The 13839-nt window shown below is 73.0% G+C and carries 13 protein-coding genes; 6 read left to right on the forward strand and 7 right to left on the reverse strand.

Annotated features, from left to right (window positions below; all coding sequences use genetic code 11):
* Nucleotides 1-5: 5 nt before the first annotated feature.
* Complete coding sequence (locus tag OG798_RS28520) at nucleotides 6-908, reverse strand: Cof-type HAD-IIB family hydrolase (RefSeq protein WP_097225303.1); 903 nt, start codon at nucleotides 906-908, stop codon at nucleotides 6-8.
* Nucleotides 909-1261: 353 nt separating this feature from the next.
* On the opposite strand from OG798_RS28520, the gene OG798_RS28525 reads away from it, so the two are divergent.
* Nucleotides 1262-2071 carry a L,D-transpeptidase family protein gene (locus OG798_RS28525; protein ID WP_121415546.1) on the forward strand — a complete coding sequence of 270 codons (810 nt, stop codon included), beginning with the start codon at nucleotides 1262-1264 and terminating at the stop codon, nucleotides 2069-2071.
* A 25-nt stretch (nucleotides 2072-2096) separates the two neighbouring features.
* Here OG798_RS28525 and OG798_RS28530 read toward each other — a convergent pair whose 3' ends face one another.
* Together OG798_RS28530 and OG798_RS28535 are read right to left on the reverse strand one after the other, a co-directional pair.
* Nucleotides 2097-2639 carry a hypothetical protein gene (locus OG798_RS28530; protein ID WP_121418390.1) on the reverse strand — a complete coding sequence of 181 codons (543 nt, stop codon included), beginning with the start codon at nucleotides 2637-2639 and terminating at the stop codon, nucleotides 2097-2099.
* A gap of 337 nt (nucleotides 2640-2976) precedes the next feature.
* A complete protein-coding gene (locus OG798_RS28535; RefSeq protein WP_413253567.1) occupies nucleotides 2977-4398 on the reverse strand; it encodes a hypothetical protein in 1422 nt (473 codons plus the stop codon).
* 113 nt (nucleotides 4399-4511) lie between these two features.
* Here OG798_RS28535 and OG798_RS28540 point away from each other — a divergent pair, with 113 nt between their 5' ends.
* The gene (locus OG798_RS28540; RefSeq protein ID WP_328757894.1) at nucleotides 4512-5756 is read left to right on the forward strand and encodes a molybdopterin-dependent oxidoreductase; all 1245 of its coding nucleotides are present in this window, start codon (nucleotides 4512-4514) and stop codon (nucleotides 5754-5756) included.
* Between the two features lie 367 nt (nucleotides 5757-6123).
* Here OG798_RS28540 and OG798_RS28545 read toward each other — a convergent pair whose 3' ends face one another.
* The 3 genes from OG798_RS28545 to OG798_RS28555 are packed head-to-tail and all read right to left on the reverse strand — an operon-like array spanning nucleotide 6124 to nucleotide 8386.
* Nucleotides 6124-6984 (reverse strand): class I SAM-dependent methyltransferase, encoded by an 861-nt coding sequence (locus OG798_RS28545; protein WP_443053863.1) that lies wholly within the window; start codon nucleotides 6982-6984, stop codon nucleotides 6124-6126.
* Nucleotides 6981-7601, reverse strand: a complete 621-nt coding sequence (locus OG798_RS28550; protein WP_075031714.1) for a TIGR04282 family arsenosugar biosynthesis glycosyltransferase — start codon at nucleotides 7599-7601, stop codon at nucleotides 6981-6983. Before OG798_RS28550 ends, OG798_RS28545 begins: the two co-directional genes overlap by 4 nt.
* A complete protein-coding gene (locus OG798_RS28555) occupies nucleotides 7598-8386 on the reverse strand; it encodes a glycosyltransferase family 2 protein (protein ID WP_257039663.1) in 789 nt (262 codons plus the stop codon). Before OG798_RS28555 ends, OG798_RS28550 begins: the two co-directional genes overlap by 4 nt.
* A gap of 175 nt (nucleotides 8387-8561) precedes the next feature.
* Between OG798_RS28555 and OG798_RS28560 the strand changes: the two genes are divergently transcribed.
* Nucleotides 8562-9332, forward strand: coding sequence for a response regulator transcription factor (locus OG798_RS28560; RefSeq protein WP_121415544.1), 771 nt, complete (start codon nucleotides 8562-8564; stop codon nucleotides 9330-9332).
* Between the two features lie 56 nt (nucleotides 9333-9388).
* Entirely contained in the window at nucleotides 9389-10519 is a 1131-nt protein-coding gene (locus OG798_RS28565) for a sensor histidine kinase (protein ID WP_097227523.1), read from the forward strand.
* A gap of 59 nt (nucleotides 10520-10578) precedes the next feature.
* Here the strand turns inward: OG798_RS28565 and OG798_RS28570 are convergent, their stop codons facing one another.
* Nucleotides 10579-11574, reverse strand: a complete 996-nt coding sequence (locus tag OG798_RS28570) for an NAD-dependent epimerase/dehydratase family protein (RefSeq protein WP_328757896.1) — start codon at nucleotides 11572-11574, stop codon at nucleotides 10579-10581.
* A 155-nt stretch (nucleotides 11575-11729) separates the two neighbouring features.
* On the opposite strand from OG798_RS28570, the gene OG798_RS28575 reads away from it, so the two are divergent.
* Together OG798_RS28575 and OG798_RS28580 are read left to right on the forward strand one after the other, a co-directional pair.
* A complete protein-coding gene (locus OG798_RS28575; protein ID WP_328757897.1) occupies nucleotides 11730-13190 on the forward strand; it encodes an RNA-guided endonuclease InsQ/TnpB family protein in 1461 nt (486 codons plus the stop codon).
* 44 nt (nucleotides 13191-13234) lie between these two features.
* Nucleotides 13235-13837 carry a response regulator gene (locus tag OG798_RS28580; protein ID WP_121415542.1) on the forward strand — a complete coding sequence of 201 codons (603 nt, stop codon included), beginning with the start codon at nucleotides 13235-13237 and terminating at the stop codon, nucleotides 13835-13837.
* Nucleotides 13838-13839 lie beyond the last annotated feature (2 nt).

Below are 13839 nucleotides of genomic sequence, written 5' to 3' on the forward strand. Positions count from 1 at the left end.
CGCGGTCACATGGGGGGCAGGTGGAGCAGGCGGGTGATCGTGCGCAGGACGCCGTTGTCGTTGTTGGACGGGGCGAGGTGGCGGGCCCGGTCGATGATGGCGGGGTGGGCGTTGGCCATGGCGAAGGACCACTCGGCGGTGTCGAGCATTTCGAGGTCGTTGAGGTAGTCGCCGAACACCATCGTCTGGGCGGGTGTGATGCCCAGGTCGTCCTGGAGACGGCGTACGGCGGCGCCCTTGTCGGCGGTGACGTTCATGATGTCGACCCAGTGCTCGCCGGAGACGACGACCTGGTGGGTCGAGGAGAAGGGCCGCAGGGCCGGGGCGGTGGTCCGCTCCACCGGTCCGAAGTCGAAGAGGGCGACCTTGAGGATCTCGTCGTCGACGGCGGTCGCGTCGGGCACGCACTGGAGCCGGGTGTAGTACTGCCTGGCCTCGGCCAGGAACGCTTCGTCGGTCCGTTCGACGTAGGCGGACCGCTTGCCGCAGACCACCGCGCCGACGTCCACGCCCTCGGCCCGCAGCCCCCGCGTCGTGGTGACGATCCGCGCGGCGACGGACGGGTCCAGCGGGTCGGAGCTGAGCTCCACGCCGTCCCGTACGACGTATGTGCCGTTCTCGGCGATGAACACCATGCCCTGCCCCGCGTCGGCGAACTCCTTGGCCAGGGTGGCGTACTGACGGCCGCTCGCCGGGCAGAAGAGCACGTCCCGTCGGCGCAGCTCGGCCAGCAGCGACCACAAACCGTCGGGTATGCGCTTGGCGTCGTCCAGGAGCGTGCCGTCCATGTCGGTGACGATGAGCCGGATGTCGGCGGCCGCTCCCTCCGGGGGCACGGGCGCGGTGACGGCCAGGGGGGTGGTGGCGGGGGTGGTCGCGGTGGCGGTGGCGGGGTGAGGAAGGGGCATGTTCTTTCCTGTTGCGGGGGTGCGGGGGTGCGGGGGCGACGGGCGGCAGTGGGCGTGCGGGGCCGGTGGATCGAGTGGCCTTCGGGCGGTTCAGTCGGCGTCGCCCAGTGCCCCGGCCTCGGCCGGCGGCGGCGGTGGAGCCGGTGTGTTCACGGCCTCCCGTACGGGTTCCGGCAGGGCGGCGCCGGCCGTCGCTTGGCGGATCTCCATTTCCGCCACCCTACCCGGGGGAGGTGAGCAAGGGCTTTTGCCTTCTCAAAACGCCCATTCCGGGCACATTCGTGCTCGCTTCGGGCTCACCCCGCTGAGCGGAGCTGACCAGTTCCTCACAAGTCACCCCCAGGCTGACGATCATGGCTTCCTTCGCCCGTCGCCCGGCCTCCCCCCGACGGCGTCTCCGTGCGCCGTTGATCGCCGCCGGGGCTCTGGTCCTGTCCGTCACGCTCGCCGGATGCGGGGGCGCCCCCGCCGAATCGACCGGCGGTGCCCGGGAGTCGACCGGCGCCCCCGGCACGACACAGGCCAGACCCGGGCGGCCCGCACCGGACAGCGCGGAGTCCGTCGCGCCGGTCGTACCGGCGCGGCTGCCGGGCGTCGGCCCCACGACGCTGGCCGGGATACCCGGGAACGCGCGGCAGGTCGTCCTGGTCACCGGCCGGGGCAAGGACTCCCCGGTGTCACAGGTGGCGCTGTACCGGCGTACGGGCGCGGGCTGGGAGCGGGGAGCGACCTGGCCGGCCCACAACGCCCTCAAGGGCTGGGCGGACGACCATCACGCCGGTGATCTCCGCTCGCCCATCGGCGTGTTCGGCCTCACCGACGCGGGCGGACTCCGGCCCGACCCCGGTACCAAGCTGCCCTACGACCGGTCGGTCGGGTTCACCATCGCCGGCACGGGCTTCGAGGGGGAGTCGCTGGCCGGCTCCTTCGACTACGTCGTCGCGATCAACTACAACCACGTGCCGGGCACTTCACCCCTCGACTGGACCCGCCCGCTCGGCGCGGGCAAGGGCGGCGGCATCTGGCTGCACGTCGACCACGGGGGCCCCACGCACGGCTGTGTGAGCCTGGCGCAGGAGCACATGAGGGAACTGATGCGCACGCTGGATCCCGCCCAGCACCCGGTGATCGTCATGGGCGACGTCAAGTCCCTCGCCCGCTGACGTCCCTCCGGCCCCGGGGCGCTGGTCAGCGCGAGGGTGTCGCCGGACTTCCCGCGGTGGGCAGGTCCGGAAGCCCGGACAGTCCGCCGCCGAGGAGCCCCGTGACCACCCCGACCACCGGCGACAGCAGACCGGTCACCGTGCCCAGCGCCCCCGTCAGGGCCTTGACCAGCCCGTCGACCGTCGACTGGAGCTGGGCGAGGAGATCCGCGACCGGATCGGCGACCGCCACCGGATCGGCGACCGCGACCCCGGCCCGATCGGGGGCGGCGGAGGTGGCGGAGGTGGCAGAGGTGGCGGAGGCCCGTTCCTTCAGTCGCCGTTCGACAGACGCATTCGCCGTCTCCAGGGCGCGCGTGAAACCGGCGGCCTCGGCCGCGTCGAGACGGCCGCCCCGTTCGGCGACGGCGGACAGTACCTCCAGCAGCGGGTGGAACACGGCGTCGTGGTCGGCCCTGCCGACCGGGCCGGGGACCGGCGCGGCGCCGACCAGAGGCGGCAGGAGGATTCCGCGGGATCGGGATGTGCCGGATCGGGATACGAGGGAGCGGGATATGTGGGCACGCATACGTGGTCCTTTCGACGGCTGCTTCTGCTTGGGCCCACCGTGAGATCCACGACCCCCCGCCGCAACCCGCCCCACGCCCCCGCCGCGCCCCCCGTTCCCTCCCCGGTACGGCACTGAACAGCGCCTTTCCCCCGCTGTGCCACCGACCGCCCCGGCCCGCCGCCGTTCGGCTGTCAGGGGAGTCGACGGGGGCGGGGCCGGTAGATGAAGGTGTCGAGGGGCCAGTCGGCGGTCAGCCAGGCCGTGACGGCCTCGAGCGAAGTCGTCCGCGTGTCGTCGCAGATCGGCGAGGTTCGCCTCCAGGGTCATTCCGTCCGCTCGGTCCGCGCTCCTGGTGTCACCAGCCGGTCAGCAGTAGGTGGTTGAGGAGCAGGGCCAGGGTGGCCTGGGCGGTGAGCCAGGCGCGGGGGCGGGGCAGGAACGCGCAGGTCGGCAGGAGCCACATCGCGAACGGCAGCCAGATCCGTTCCGTCTCCGCCTTGCTCATGCCGGAGAGGTCGGCGGCCAGGAGGGCGAGCAGCGCGGCGAGCGCGAGGAGGGCGAGGCGGGGCTCGGGGGAGAGGGTGTGCGGGCTGCGGAGGGCGCGGGGGCCTTCGCGTACGGCCGTCGTGACCGATCGGCGCAGGCCCGCCACCGTCGCCGGGCCCACGATAAGCGCCGTACAGGCGAGGTTCGCCCAGACCCAGTAGCCGTACGGCCGTACGCCGCCGACCCCTTCGTAGTAGCGGGTGACCAACAGGCGGTACGCCTCCCACCAGTTGAAGCCGAGCAGCGTGAACAGGAGGGGGACGACGGCCAGTCCGACGAGGACGTACGGGAGGGGGCGGAGCCGGCGGGAGCCGAGCAGCAGGACGGCGGCGGCGATCACGGCGAACAGCGTCAGGCCGTACGAGAGGTACGCGGTGAGGCCGAGGAGAAGCCCGGCGGCGAGGCCGGTCGCCCGGGGCCTGGGTCCGGTGACCGCGAGGGCGAGGAGGGCGACGGCCCAGGCGGCGACCGCGGCGAAGTAGCCGTCCGCGGAGGCGCCCACCCACACGGCGGCCGGGGCGAGGACCAGGAAGGGGGCGGCGCGGCGGGCGAGCTCCTCCGCGGCCAGCGCCCGTACGGCGACCAGGACCGCGGCCGGCGCCGCCGCCCCGACCACGACGCACCAGACGCCCGCCCAGCCGCCGCCGGCCAGCCCGACCCGGTCGAGGAGCACGAAGGTGACGGTGGCCCCCGGCGGGTGGCCGGCGATGTGCGCGGGCCAGGGGGCGGGGGAGTGACTCACGATGTGGTGGGTGAAGTCCCGCAGGGTGGCGGGGATGTCGTGGAAGCGGTCGATGACCGTGAGGTACTCGTTCGTGGCCGTCAGCCGCCCGGCGATCCCCCGCTGCCACCCGTCGACCAGCGCGAGGGAGAACGTCCAGGCGGCGGCGGTGCCCCAGGACGTCCACAGCAGCGCCCGCCACGGCAGCCGCGTGGCGAGGAGCGGCCCGTACGCGACGACCGCGACGGCCACGGCGAGCGCGGCCGGGGTGCCGGGGCCGAGGTGCGGCTCCCACTGGGCGAACAGGGGAGGCCAGCGGACGAAGAGCGTGTGGTGGCGGCGCTCGATCGACGTGCCGACCAGCGCGGCCGCCGTGACGAGCAGGGCGGCGGCGAGGACGGCGGCCAGGTCGAGGAGCGGATCGCGGCGGCGGTCGCGGCGCCGGTCGAGCTCCGGGGGACGGCCCGGGGAAAGGTCCTGGGGAAGGCCTTGGGGAAGATCGCGGTTCACATGCGCACGCTAGGCCGCGGACCGGTCGCCGGAGCCGCCGCAGGAGTGGACGTCAGAGTTTCGTCATGGTTCGCGGAGCCGTTCGGGGGGTGTCGCGGTTCTACGGTCGGGGCATGCCACGGTCTCCCTCCTCCCCCGCGTTCTGGCGCAGCCCACTGCGCGGCCCCTGGTTCACCTCGGTGCTCGGCGTCGTCCTGCTCGGCGGCATCACCGTGCTGTTCGTGACGGGTCTCGTGTCGTACGCCGCCTACAACCCGAACCTGTCACCGGTGAACGACATGACCCCGGACAAGGGGCTGCTCGGCTTCTACCTCTTCTCCTGGCCGACGAACCCGTCCTGGCTGTACCGCCTCAACCAGGGCGTGCACGTCACGCTCGGGATCACGCTGATCCCCGTACTGCTGGCGAAGCTGTGGTCGGTCGTGCCGAAGCTGTTCACGCTGCCGCCGGTACGGTCGCTCGCGCACGGGCTGGAGCGCATCTCGCTGCTCCTGCTGGTCGGGGGCGCGCTGTTCGAGTTCACGACGGGTGTGCTGAACGTCCAGCTCGACTACATCTTCCCGGGCTCCTTCTATCCGCTGCACTTCTACGGGGCCTGGGTGTTCTTCGCCGCGTTCGTGGCACACGCCGTGCTGCGGGTGCCCATGGCGCTGCGCAATCTGCGTCATCTCCGCGATGAGGATCAACGCCCTCGAACGGAGGACGAGTTGGTGGCACCGGATCCCGACCCGCCCACCGTCTCGCGGCGCGGTGCTCTCGGGTTCGTGGGCGGGGGATCGCTGGTGCTGTTCGCCACGACGGCGGGCCGCAACTTCGACGCGCCGCTGCGGGAGACGGCCGTACTCGTGCCGCACGGCGGCCCCGAACCGGGCAGCGGACCCGGCGGCTTCCAGATCAACAAGACGGCCGAGGCGGTCGGCATCGACATGCGGGAGACGTCCGGGGAGACATGGCGGCTGGTCGTCGAGGGGCGCGGGCGCACGGTCCGGCTGAGCCGGGACGAGCTGCTGAAACTCCCGCTCCACAGCGCCCCGTTGCCCATCGCCTGCGTGGAGGGCTGGTCGACCTCCGACCAGTGGTGGCGGGGGGTGCGGCTGCGGGACCTCGCGGCGCTCGTGGGATACGAGGAGGGTACGGCGCCCGATGTGCTGGTGGCGTCGTTGCAGCGGCACGGGGCCTTCCGGCACGCGGCCCTGCGCTACAACCAGGTGCGCGACCCGCGCTCCCTGCTGGCCCTGTTCGCCAACGGCGAGGACCTGACCCCCGACCACGGCTATCCCGCGCGGATCATCGTCCCCGCGGCGCCCGGCGTGCTCAACACCAAGTGGGTGGCCCGGATGACGTTCGGAGAACTGTGATGCGACGACCTGTGATGCGACGGCCGGCGAGGTGGCGATCTGTGATGCGACGGCCGTTCGGGAAGCCTGTCCTGGGCAGTCCGCTGCAGATCCTGCTGCTGGCCTGTTCGTTCGCGCTCGCCGGGTACGCCGGGGTGCGGCTGCTCGCGGGGGACTGGTTCGGGGTGGCGCTGTGGTTCGTGGGCGCGGCGGTCCTCCACGACCTGGTGCTCGTTCCGTTGTACGCGGGGGCGGACCGGGCCGTGTCGAGGGGTCTCGGCACGGTCGGCCGCCGTGAGTGGACGGTCTACGTCCGGTTCCCGGCCGCGTTCTCGGCGCTTCTGCTGCTGATGTGGTTTCCGCTGATCAGCGGGCAGATGGCGGAGCACTACCGGTTGGCCACCGGGCTCTCGGGCGACGGCTTCCTGGCCCGCTGGCTGTTGATCACCGCGGTGCTGTTCGCGGGGTCGGCGGCGCTGCTCGTACTGCGGCTGTTCCGGTCGTCCCGGTCGTCCCGGTCATCGCGGTCATCGAGGTCGTCCGGGCCGTCGCGTCCGTCGCGGTTGCGCAGGGCGACGAACGAGCGGCCCCCGGCCGACCACTGACCCTCCCGGCGCCAGCCCGCGCGTGCCGCGTGCCGGAGCAGCGCCGGGGTGCCGAGGCGGGCCCACGGGAAGGCGGGCCCCGCCGTGCTCCGGGGGTCGGCGACCCGGACGATGTGGACGCTGACCCGTTCGTCGACGTCCACGTCCGCGAGGGTCTCGACGATCAACAGGCCGCCGGGGGTGAGGAGTTGGGCCATCCGGCGGAGCAGGGCGGCCGGGTCGCCGCCGATGCCGACATTGCCGTCGAGGAGGAGCGCGGTGTCCCACCGGCCCTCACCGGGGAGCGGCTCGAAGACGGAGCGCCGCAGGGCCTGTCCGCCGAGCCGGGCGGTGTGCGCGACGGCCGCCTCGCTGACGTCGATGCCGAGCGCGGGCCGCCCCCGGGCGGCGAGTTCGGCGACGAGCCGCCCCGGCCCGCAGCCCACGTCGAGCACGGTCCCCTCGCAGCGCCCCAGCACGGTCAGGTCCACCGCGTCGGCCCGTGCGCACCAGCGCTCAACCTCCAGGGGCAGCAGCCAGCCGTCGGTGCGCCGGAGGAAGAGCGGGCCCCGGCCGGTGACCAGGGCGTCCGAGTAGGGGTCGGCGGACCAGGGGCGCGGGCCGGGCACCCCCGGTGGTGTCGTCGTCCCGTGCACGGTGTTCATCGTCCGGTGGCCGTCCGCAGACGTCCGAGCTCGGCGGCGAAGCGGCTGCCGGGCGGCGCGAGGGCGGCGACCGCCTCCGCGTCGGCGGCCGTGTCGACGTCCCGGAGGCGGGGCAGGTCGCGCACGCGCAGCCCGGCGGCGACGAGCCGCTCCCGCTGCACCGCGCCCGTCGTGGGCGTCGACATCGGCACGCCCCGCAGAAGCTCCGGATCGGGGGCGGCGAGCCCGAGGGCCCAGAAGCCGCCGTCCTCGGCCGGACCGAAGTACGCGTCGCAGCCGGCGAAGTCCACGGTGAGGAGCGCGGGCGTCACCTGCGGGGTGTCCATGCCGATGAGCAGCGCGGGCCCGGCGCAGCCCGCGAAGGCGGCGGCCAGCCGTTCGTCGAGGCCGCCCGCGCACTGCGGTACGACGTCGAAGCCGGCCGGCAGCCAGTCGCCGGCCGCTCCGTCGAGCACGAGCACCCGGCGCCGTGCCGGGGTCGCCGCCACCGTGCGCAGGGTGTCCACGAGGGACGCCTCGGCGAGCAGCGCCGCCTCCCGGGGCGTGAACGGCGGGGTGAGGCGGGTCTTGACCCGTCCGGGTCGCGGTTCCTTGGCGATGACGAGAAGCGTCGTCACTGGCTGGTTCCTCCCTGGGAACGGGAATCCGTGGAGGCGCGGGAAGGGGAGGCGAGCGAAGGGGTGAGGGCGGCGTGGGCGTGGCGCGACGGCGCGGGCGGCTCGGCGAGGACGCGGCGCATGTCCCGTACCGCCTGCCAGGTGCCGCGCCAGGTGCCGGTGACCTTGGAGGCACCGGTGCGCGGCAGATACGGCACGTCGTGCTCGGTGACGCGCCAGCCGGCGTCGGCGGCGCGCACGACCATCTGGAGCGGGTAGCCGCTGCGGCGGTCGGTGAGGCCGAGGGCGAGCAGCGGTTCGCGGCGGGCGGCACGCAGGGGGCCGAGGTCGTGCAGGCGCAGTCCGGTGCGGCGGCGGAGCATCCGGGCGAGGGCGAGGTTGCCCGCCCGGGCGTGCGCGGGCCAGGCGCCCGGGCCCTGTGGGCGGCGCCGCCCGAGCACGAGGTCGGCCTCGCCGTCCTGCACCTCTTGGACGAAGGGCAGGAGCCGGGCCGGGTCCAGCGAGGCGTCGCAGTCGCAGAAGCACACGATGTCGGCGGTGGCGGCTCGCAGGCCGGCGTGGCAGGCGGCGCCGAACCCGCGGCGCGTCTCGCGCACGACGGTCGCGCCGAGGCCGCGGGCCAGTTCCGCCGAGCCGTCCGTGGAGCCGTTGTCCACGACCAGCGCGCGCCACCCGGCGGGGACGCGGGCGAGGACCCAGGGGAGGGCCTCGGCCTCGTTCAGACAGGGGAGGATCACGTCGACCGGACTGGGGAGGACCGCGTCGACCGGACAGGCGAGGCCCACGTCGACGGGCGCCGGGTCCGTGTCCGGGGCCTTGTCCGGCTCGGGTTGGGGAGAGGTCGTCACGGCTTTCACCCTACGAACGTGAAAGGGAGATATCGGACTTCAGGTCCTTACGAAACACGGACGTCGCGGCGGGATCGCGGCAGGCGGGTGCGGCCGGTGGGACGCTGGATCCATGCAGCAGCCGTACGAATCCGCAGGTACCGGACCTGCCCCGGGCGGGCCCGGGCAGAGCGCCCGCGTCCTCGTCGTCGACGACGACCCCACCGTCGCCGAGGTGGTCTCCGGCTACCTCGACCGCGCCGGGTACGTCGTGGACCGTGCCGCGGACGGACCCGCCGCGCTCGCCCGGGCCGCCGCGCACTGGCCCGACCTGGTGGTGCTGGACCTGATGCTGCCGGGGATGGACGGCCTGGAGGTGTGCCGCAGGATGCGCGGCCACGGGCCCGTGCCGGTCATCATGCTCACCGCGCGCGGAGACGAGGACGACCGGATCCTCGGTCTGGAGGTGGGCGCCGACGACTACGTCACCAAGCCCTTCAGCCCCCGTGAACTGGTCCTGAGGGTGGAGTCGGTACTGCGCCGCAGCCGCCCCGCCGCGGGCACGCGCCCCCTCCGGCTGGCCGGTCTCGCCGTCGACCCCGACGCCCGCCGCGCCACCAGGAACGGCGAGGATCTCGCCCTCACCATCCGCGAGTTCGACCTGCTCGCGTTCTTCCTCCGCAATCCCGGCCGGGCGTACAGCCGCGAGGACCTGATGCGCGAGGTGTGGGGCTGGGACTTCGGCGACCTGTCGACGGTCACGGTCCACGTGCGCCGGCTGCGGGGCAAGGTCGAGGAGGATCCGGGCAGACCGCGGCTGATCCAGACGGTCTGGGGGGTCGGCTACCGCTTCGAGGAGCCCACGCCCCGCGAGACCCCGACTCCCCGCGAAGAGGCGGTCTGACCATGCGCTCCATGCACTCCGTGACCTCCATGCGCTCCCTGCAGGTCACGCAGGCCATGCAGACCGTGCACTCCACGCACGACATGCTGCTCATCGCCCTGTACGCCTTCCTCGGCGCCGCCGCGGCCGGGCTGCTCGGCGCGGGGACGCTGTGGCTGATCCGGCGGCGGTCGCTGACCGTGTCCCTCGCCGTCGTCGCCGCCGTGGCGGTCACCGCGATGCTCGCGGGGACGCTGGCCGTCGCCTGGGCGATGTTCCTGTCCTCGCACGACCTGGGCGTGGTCACGACCGTGGTGGCCATGGCGGCGGTGGTGTCCCTGGCGACGGCGCTGTTGCTGGGCCGTTGGGTGGTGGCCCGCAGCAGGGCGCTCACCCTCGCCGCGCGCTCCTTCGGCGACGGCGGCGACTTCGCGGCCCCCGACGGCGCGGCGACCGCCGAACTCGCCGCGCTGAGCCGGGAGTTGCAGGCGACCAGCGCGAAGCTGGCCGAGTCCCGCGACCGTGAACGCGCGCTGGAGAGCTCCCGCCGTGAACTCGTCGCCTGGATCTCGCACGACCTGCGCACCCCGCTCGCCGGACTGCGGGCAATGTCGGAGGCGCTGGAGGACGGGGTGGCCGTCGACCCGGACCGCTACCTCCGGCAGATCCGCACCGAGGTCGAACGCCTCAACGACATGGTCGGCGACCTCTTCGAACTCTCCCGCATACACGCCGGGACCCTCGCCCTGTCGCCCTCCCGCATCTCCCTCTACGACCTCGTCGGCGACGCCCTCGCGGGCGCGGACCCGCTCGCCCGCGAGTACGGCGTACGCCTGGTCGGGGACCGTATCGAGCCGGTGCCGGTCGAGGTGGACGGCAAGGAGATGAGCCGGGTGCTGGGCAATCTCCTGGTCAACGCGATCCGCCGGACCCCGGCCGACGGTACGGTCGCGATCGCCGCCGAGCGCTCGGACGCGGGGGTCGTCCTGTCCGTCACCGACGGCTGCGGCGGCATCCCGGAGGAGGACCTCCCGCGCGTCTTCGACACCGGCTGGCGCGGCACCCACGCCCGTACGCCCCCCGCCGGGGCGGGCCTGGGCCTGGCCATCGTCCGGGGCATCGTCGAGGCGCACCAGGGCCAGGCCGCCGTCCACAACGTCCCCGGCGGCTGCCGCTTCGAGGTCACACTGCCCATGGCGGGGGCGTGAGGCGGCCGCCCATGGCGAGGGCGTGAGGCGCGGACCCCGGCCGCCACTCCCCTGCTCGCCTACTCCCCGCGCAGCCTCGCCGTCGCGAACTCCCGCATCCCCTCCGCGAAGCCGGTCTCGGGCTTCCAGCCCAGCTCGGCGCGCAGCCGTGCGGAGTCGGCCGTGATGTGGCGTACGTCGCCGAGGCGGTACTCCCCGGTCACCACGGCCTCGGGCCCGCCGTGGGCGGTGGCCAGGGCCCGGGCCATCTCGCCGACCGTGTGCGGCTCGCCGCTCCCGGTGTTGTAGACGGTCAGGGCCCCGGAAGGCGAACCCGCCTCCAGGGCCGCCACATTGGCCGCGGCCACATCCCGTACGTGCACGAAGTCCCGTCGCTGCCCGCCGTCCTCGAAGACCCGCGGCGCCTCGCCCCGGGCCAGCGCGGACCGGAAGAACGAGGCGACGCCCGCGTACGGGGTGTCGCGCGGCATCCTGGGCCCGTACACGTTGTGGTAGCGCAGTGACACCGCCGAACCGTCCGTCGACCGGGCCCAGGCCGCCGCCAGATGCTCCTGGGCCAGCTTGGTCGTCGCGTACACGTTCCGGGGGTCGACCGGAGCGTCCTCGCGCACCAGGCCCGGTGTCAGTTCCTCGCCGCACCGCGGGCAGCGGGGCTCGAACCGCCCCGCGTCGAGATCGGCGACGGTCCGGGGCCCGGGGCGTACCGGCCCGTGCCACTCACACCCGTACGCGCCCTCGCCGTACACGACCATCGACCCGGCGAGCACGAGGCGGCGCACCCCCGCGTCGGCCATCGCGGTGAGCAGCACCGCCGTGCCGAGGTCGTTGCGCGACACGTACTCGACCGCGTCGTCGAACCCCTTCCCCAGCCCCACCATCGCCGCCTGATGGCACACGGCGTCCACGCCCGCCAGCGCCGCGCCGACCGCCTCGGCGTCCCGTACGTCCAGGCCGTCGCGCAGGTCGAACACGACGGCCTCGTGCCTCCGCGCGCTCAGCGCCTCGACGACATGGGACCCGATGAACCCGGCACCGCCGGTGACCAGTACTCGCATACGCCGAACGCTAGGACCGCGACGGCGGCGCACGGCAGTACCGCGCCCGTCACGTCACGGGTCCGTAAGACCCGGCGGACCCGAGAGGACCCCGGCGGACCCGGGGTTCTGGGAACTTCCTGAGAAACAGGGCGGCGGTTCCGTCCCGTACGGGCGTGACCTGCGGCCGTCTCCCGTCGGCTTTCAGCGAATTCTTGCGAGGAACCCCTGGCCTTTACGTCCGGGAGGAATCGCATCCCCGTGGCTGCGGCGCGGAGCGCCGCAGTATCACTATCACTGTGTCTGTTCGGCCGCGGAGCGGCCGGATGCCTTCTCCGGCGGAGCCGGGGTGGTGTGAACGCATGGCTGGTCGGTTCGCTCAATGTGATGAACGGACCCGAACGTGCGGTGGCGTCTCGCACGGGTGCCTACGATCGGTGATCGTGAAGCTGGTCGTGCAGGTCAAGCTGGAGCCGACACCGCAACAAGCGGCGGCACTTGAGGCGACTCTGCACGCCTGTAACGAGGCCGCCACCTGGGTGAGTGAGATCGCTTTCGAGCGTGGGGAGTTCAAGAACTTCGCCTTGCGCAAGCATGCCTACGATGCGGTCAAATCTCGCTGGAATCTCGGTGCGCAGGCCGCGCAGCATTCGATCAAGAAAGTGTGTGACGCCTACACCACGCTGAAGGCGAACCTGAGGGCCGGGAACCTCGGCAGGCCCGGCTCGCGCCGTTACCGCAAAGCCGCCGAGAGGCCGATCGTCTTCCGTCCTCGGGGCGCGCAGCCCTATGACGACCGCATGCTGTCCTGGCAGATCCCGGACCGGACGGTGTCCATCTGGACCACCAGCGGCCGGGTCAAGAACGTGGCCTTCACCGCCTCACCCGAGCAGCTGGCCACGTTGGCCCTGTACCGCAAGGGTGAGTCGGACCTGCTGGAGCGAGACGGCATGTGGTTTTTGAACGCCACCTGCGAGGTCCCTGAAGCGCCGCTCAACACCGATCCGGTGGACTTCCTCGGGGTCGACCTGGGGATCGTGAACATCGCCACCACCTCGGACGGCGAGATCATGGCCGGACGCGAGCTGAACCGCATCCGGGTCCGGGAGCGCGGACTGAAGAACACCCCGTCCGCCAAGCGGCGCCTGAAGAAACGGCGGCGCAAGGAGGCGCGGCGGGCGCGGGACATCAACCACAAGATCGCGAAACATGTGGTGGCCGAGGCTGAACGCACCGGTCGCGGAATCGCCCTGGAAGACCTGACAGGGATCCGCGAACGGGTACGGCTTCGCAAACCCCAACGGGCCACCCACTCCTCCTGGGCCTTCCACCAGCTGGGAGCGTTCATCGCATACAAGGCCCGCCGGGCAGGGGTGCCGGTGGTGCACGTCGATCCGGCGTACACCTCCCGCACCTGCGCCGAGTGCGGCCACGTAGACAAAGCGAACCGGGTCTCCCAGGCCTGGTTCGCGTGCCGGAACTGCGGATTCGTTGATCACGCGGACCGGAACAGCTCCCGCAACATCCGTGACAGAGCACGAGAGTTGTGGCGACGCGGGGCCCAGTCAACGGCCCCTGCCTCACCCCGAACACCCTCGGAGTGGGGCTGGACGCAAACGCAGCTTCACACCCAGTGACGCCCGTTGTGCAAGCCCGTCGCTTTAGCGACGGGTAGTTGACCATGCTCCTGGAACAGCACTCCGACCTGACCGTGGTCGGCGAGGCCACCCACGGCGCCGAGGCGGTCCGTTCGACCGCCGAACTGCGTCCCGACGTCGTCCTGATGGACGTCCGGATGCCCGGCATGGACGGCATCGAGGCCACCCGCCGCATCGTGGAGTCCGGCGGCCGCTCCCGCGTCCTCGTCCTGACCACCTTCGACCTCGACGAGTACGCCTACGCCGCGCTGCGCGCCGGGGCCAGCGGCTTCCTCCTCAAGGACGCGCTGCCCGACGAACTCGTCGCCGGAATCCGTGCGGTGGCCGCCGGGGACGCCGTGATCGCCCCCGGCCTGACCCGCAAACTCATCGACGCCTACACCGAGCGGCGCCCGGGGCACACCGTCGAGCAGGAGCGCCGGCTCGACGCCCTCACCGACCGCGAACGCGAGGTCCTCACCGCCATCGCCTCCGGCTGGAGCAACGCCGAGATCGCCGACCGCCTCTCCCTCGCGGAGTCCACCGTCAAGTCCCACGTCAGCCGCGTCCTCGCCAAGATCGGCGTACGGGACCGGGTCCAGGCGGTGATCTTCGCGTACGACGTGGGCCTGGTGCGGCCGGCGTAGCG

Origin of the sequence: Streptomyces sp. NBC_00271 (assembly GCF_036178845.1) — a bacterium.
Lineage (GTDB): Bacteria > Actinomycetota > Actinomycetes > Streptomycetales > Streptomycetaceae > Streptomyces.

What these genes read in the sequence shown, in the direction of transcription:
- OG798_RS28525 (WP_121415546.1), top strand. Translation starts at nt 1,262, where the DNA reads ATGGCTTCCTTCGCCCGTCGCCCGGCCTCCCCCCGACGGCGTCTCCGT.
- OG798_RS28545 (WP_443053863.1), bottom strand. Translation starts at nt 6,984, where the DNA reads ATGAACACCGTGCACGGGACGACGACACCACCGGGGGTGCCCGGCCCG.
- OG798_RS28530 (WP_121418390.1), bottom strand. Translation starts at nt 2,639, where the DNA reads ATGCGTGCCCACATATCCCGCTCCCTCGTATCCCGATCCGGCACATCC.
- OG798_RS28580 (WP_121415542.1), top strand. Translation starts at nt 13,235, where the DNA reads ATGCTCCTGGAACAGCACTCCGACCTGACCGTGGTCGGCGAGGCCACC.
- OG798_RS28565 (WP_097227523.1), top strand. Translation starts at nt 9,389, where the DNA reads ATGCAGACCGTGCACTCCACGCACGACATGCTGCTCATCGCCCTGTAC.
- OG798_RS28560 (WP_121415544.1), top strand. Translation starts at nt 8,562, where the DNA reads ATGCAGCAGCCGTACGAATCCGCAGGTACCGGACCTGCCCCGGGCGGG.
- OG798_RS28520 (WP_097225303.1), bottom strand. Translation starts at nt 908, where the DNA reads ATGCCCCTTCCTCACCCCGCCACCGCCACCGCGACCACCCCCGCCACC.
- OG798_RS28570 (WP_328757896.1), bottom strand. Translation starts at nt 11,574, where the DNA reads ATGCGAGTACTGGTCACCGGCGGTGCCGGGTTCATCGGGTCCCATGTC.
- OG798_RS28540 (WP_328757894.1), top strand. Translation starts at nt 4,512, where the DNA reads ATGCCACGGTCTCCCTCCTCCCCCGCGTTCTGGCGCAGCCCACTGCGC.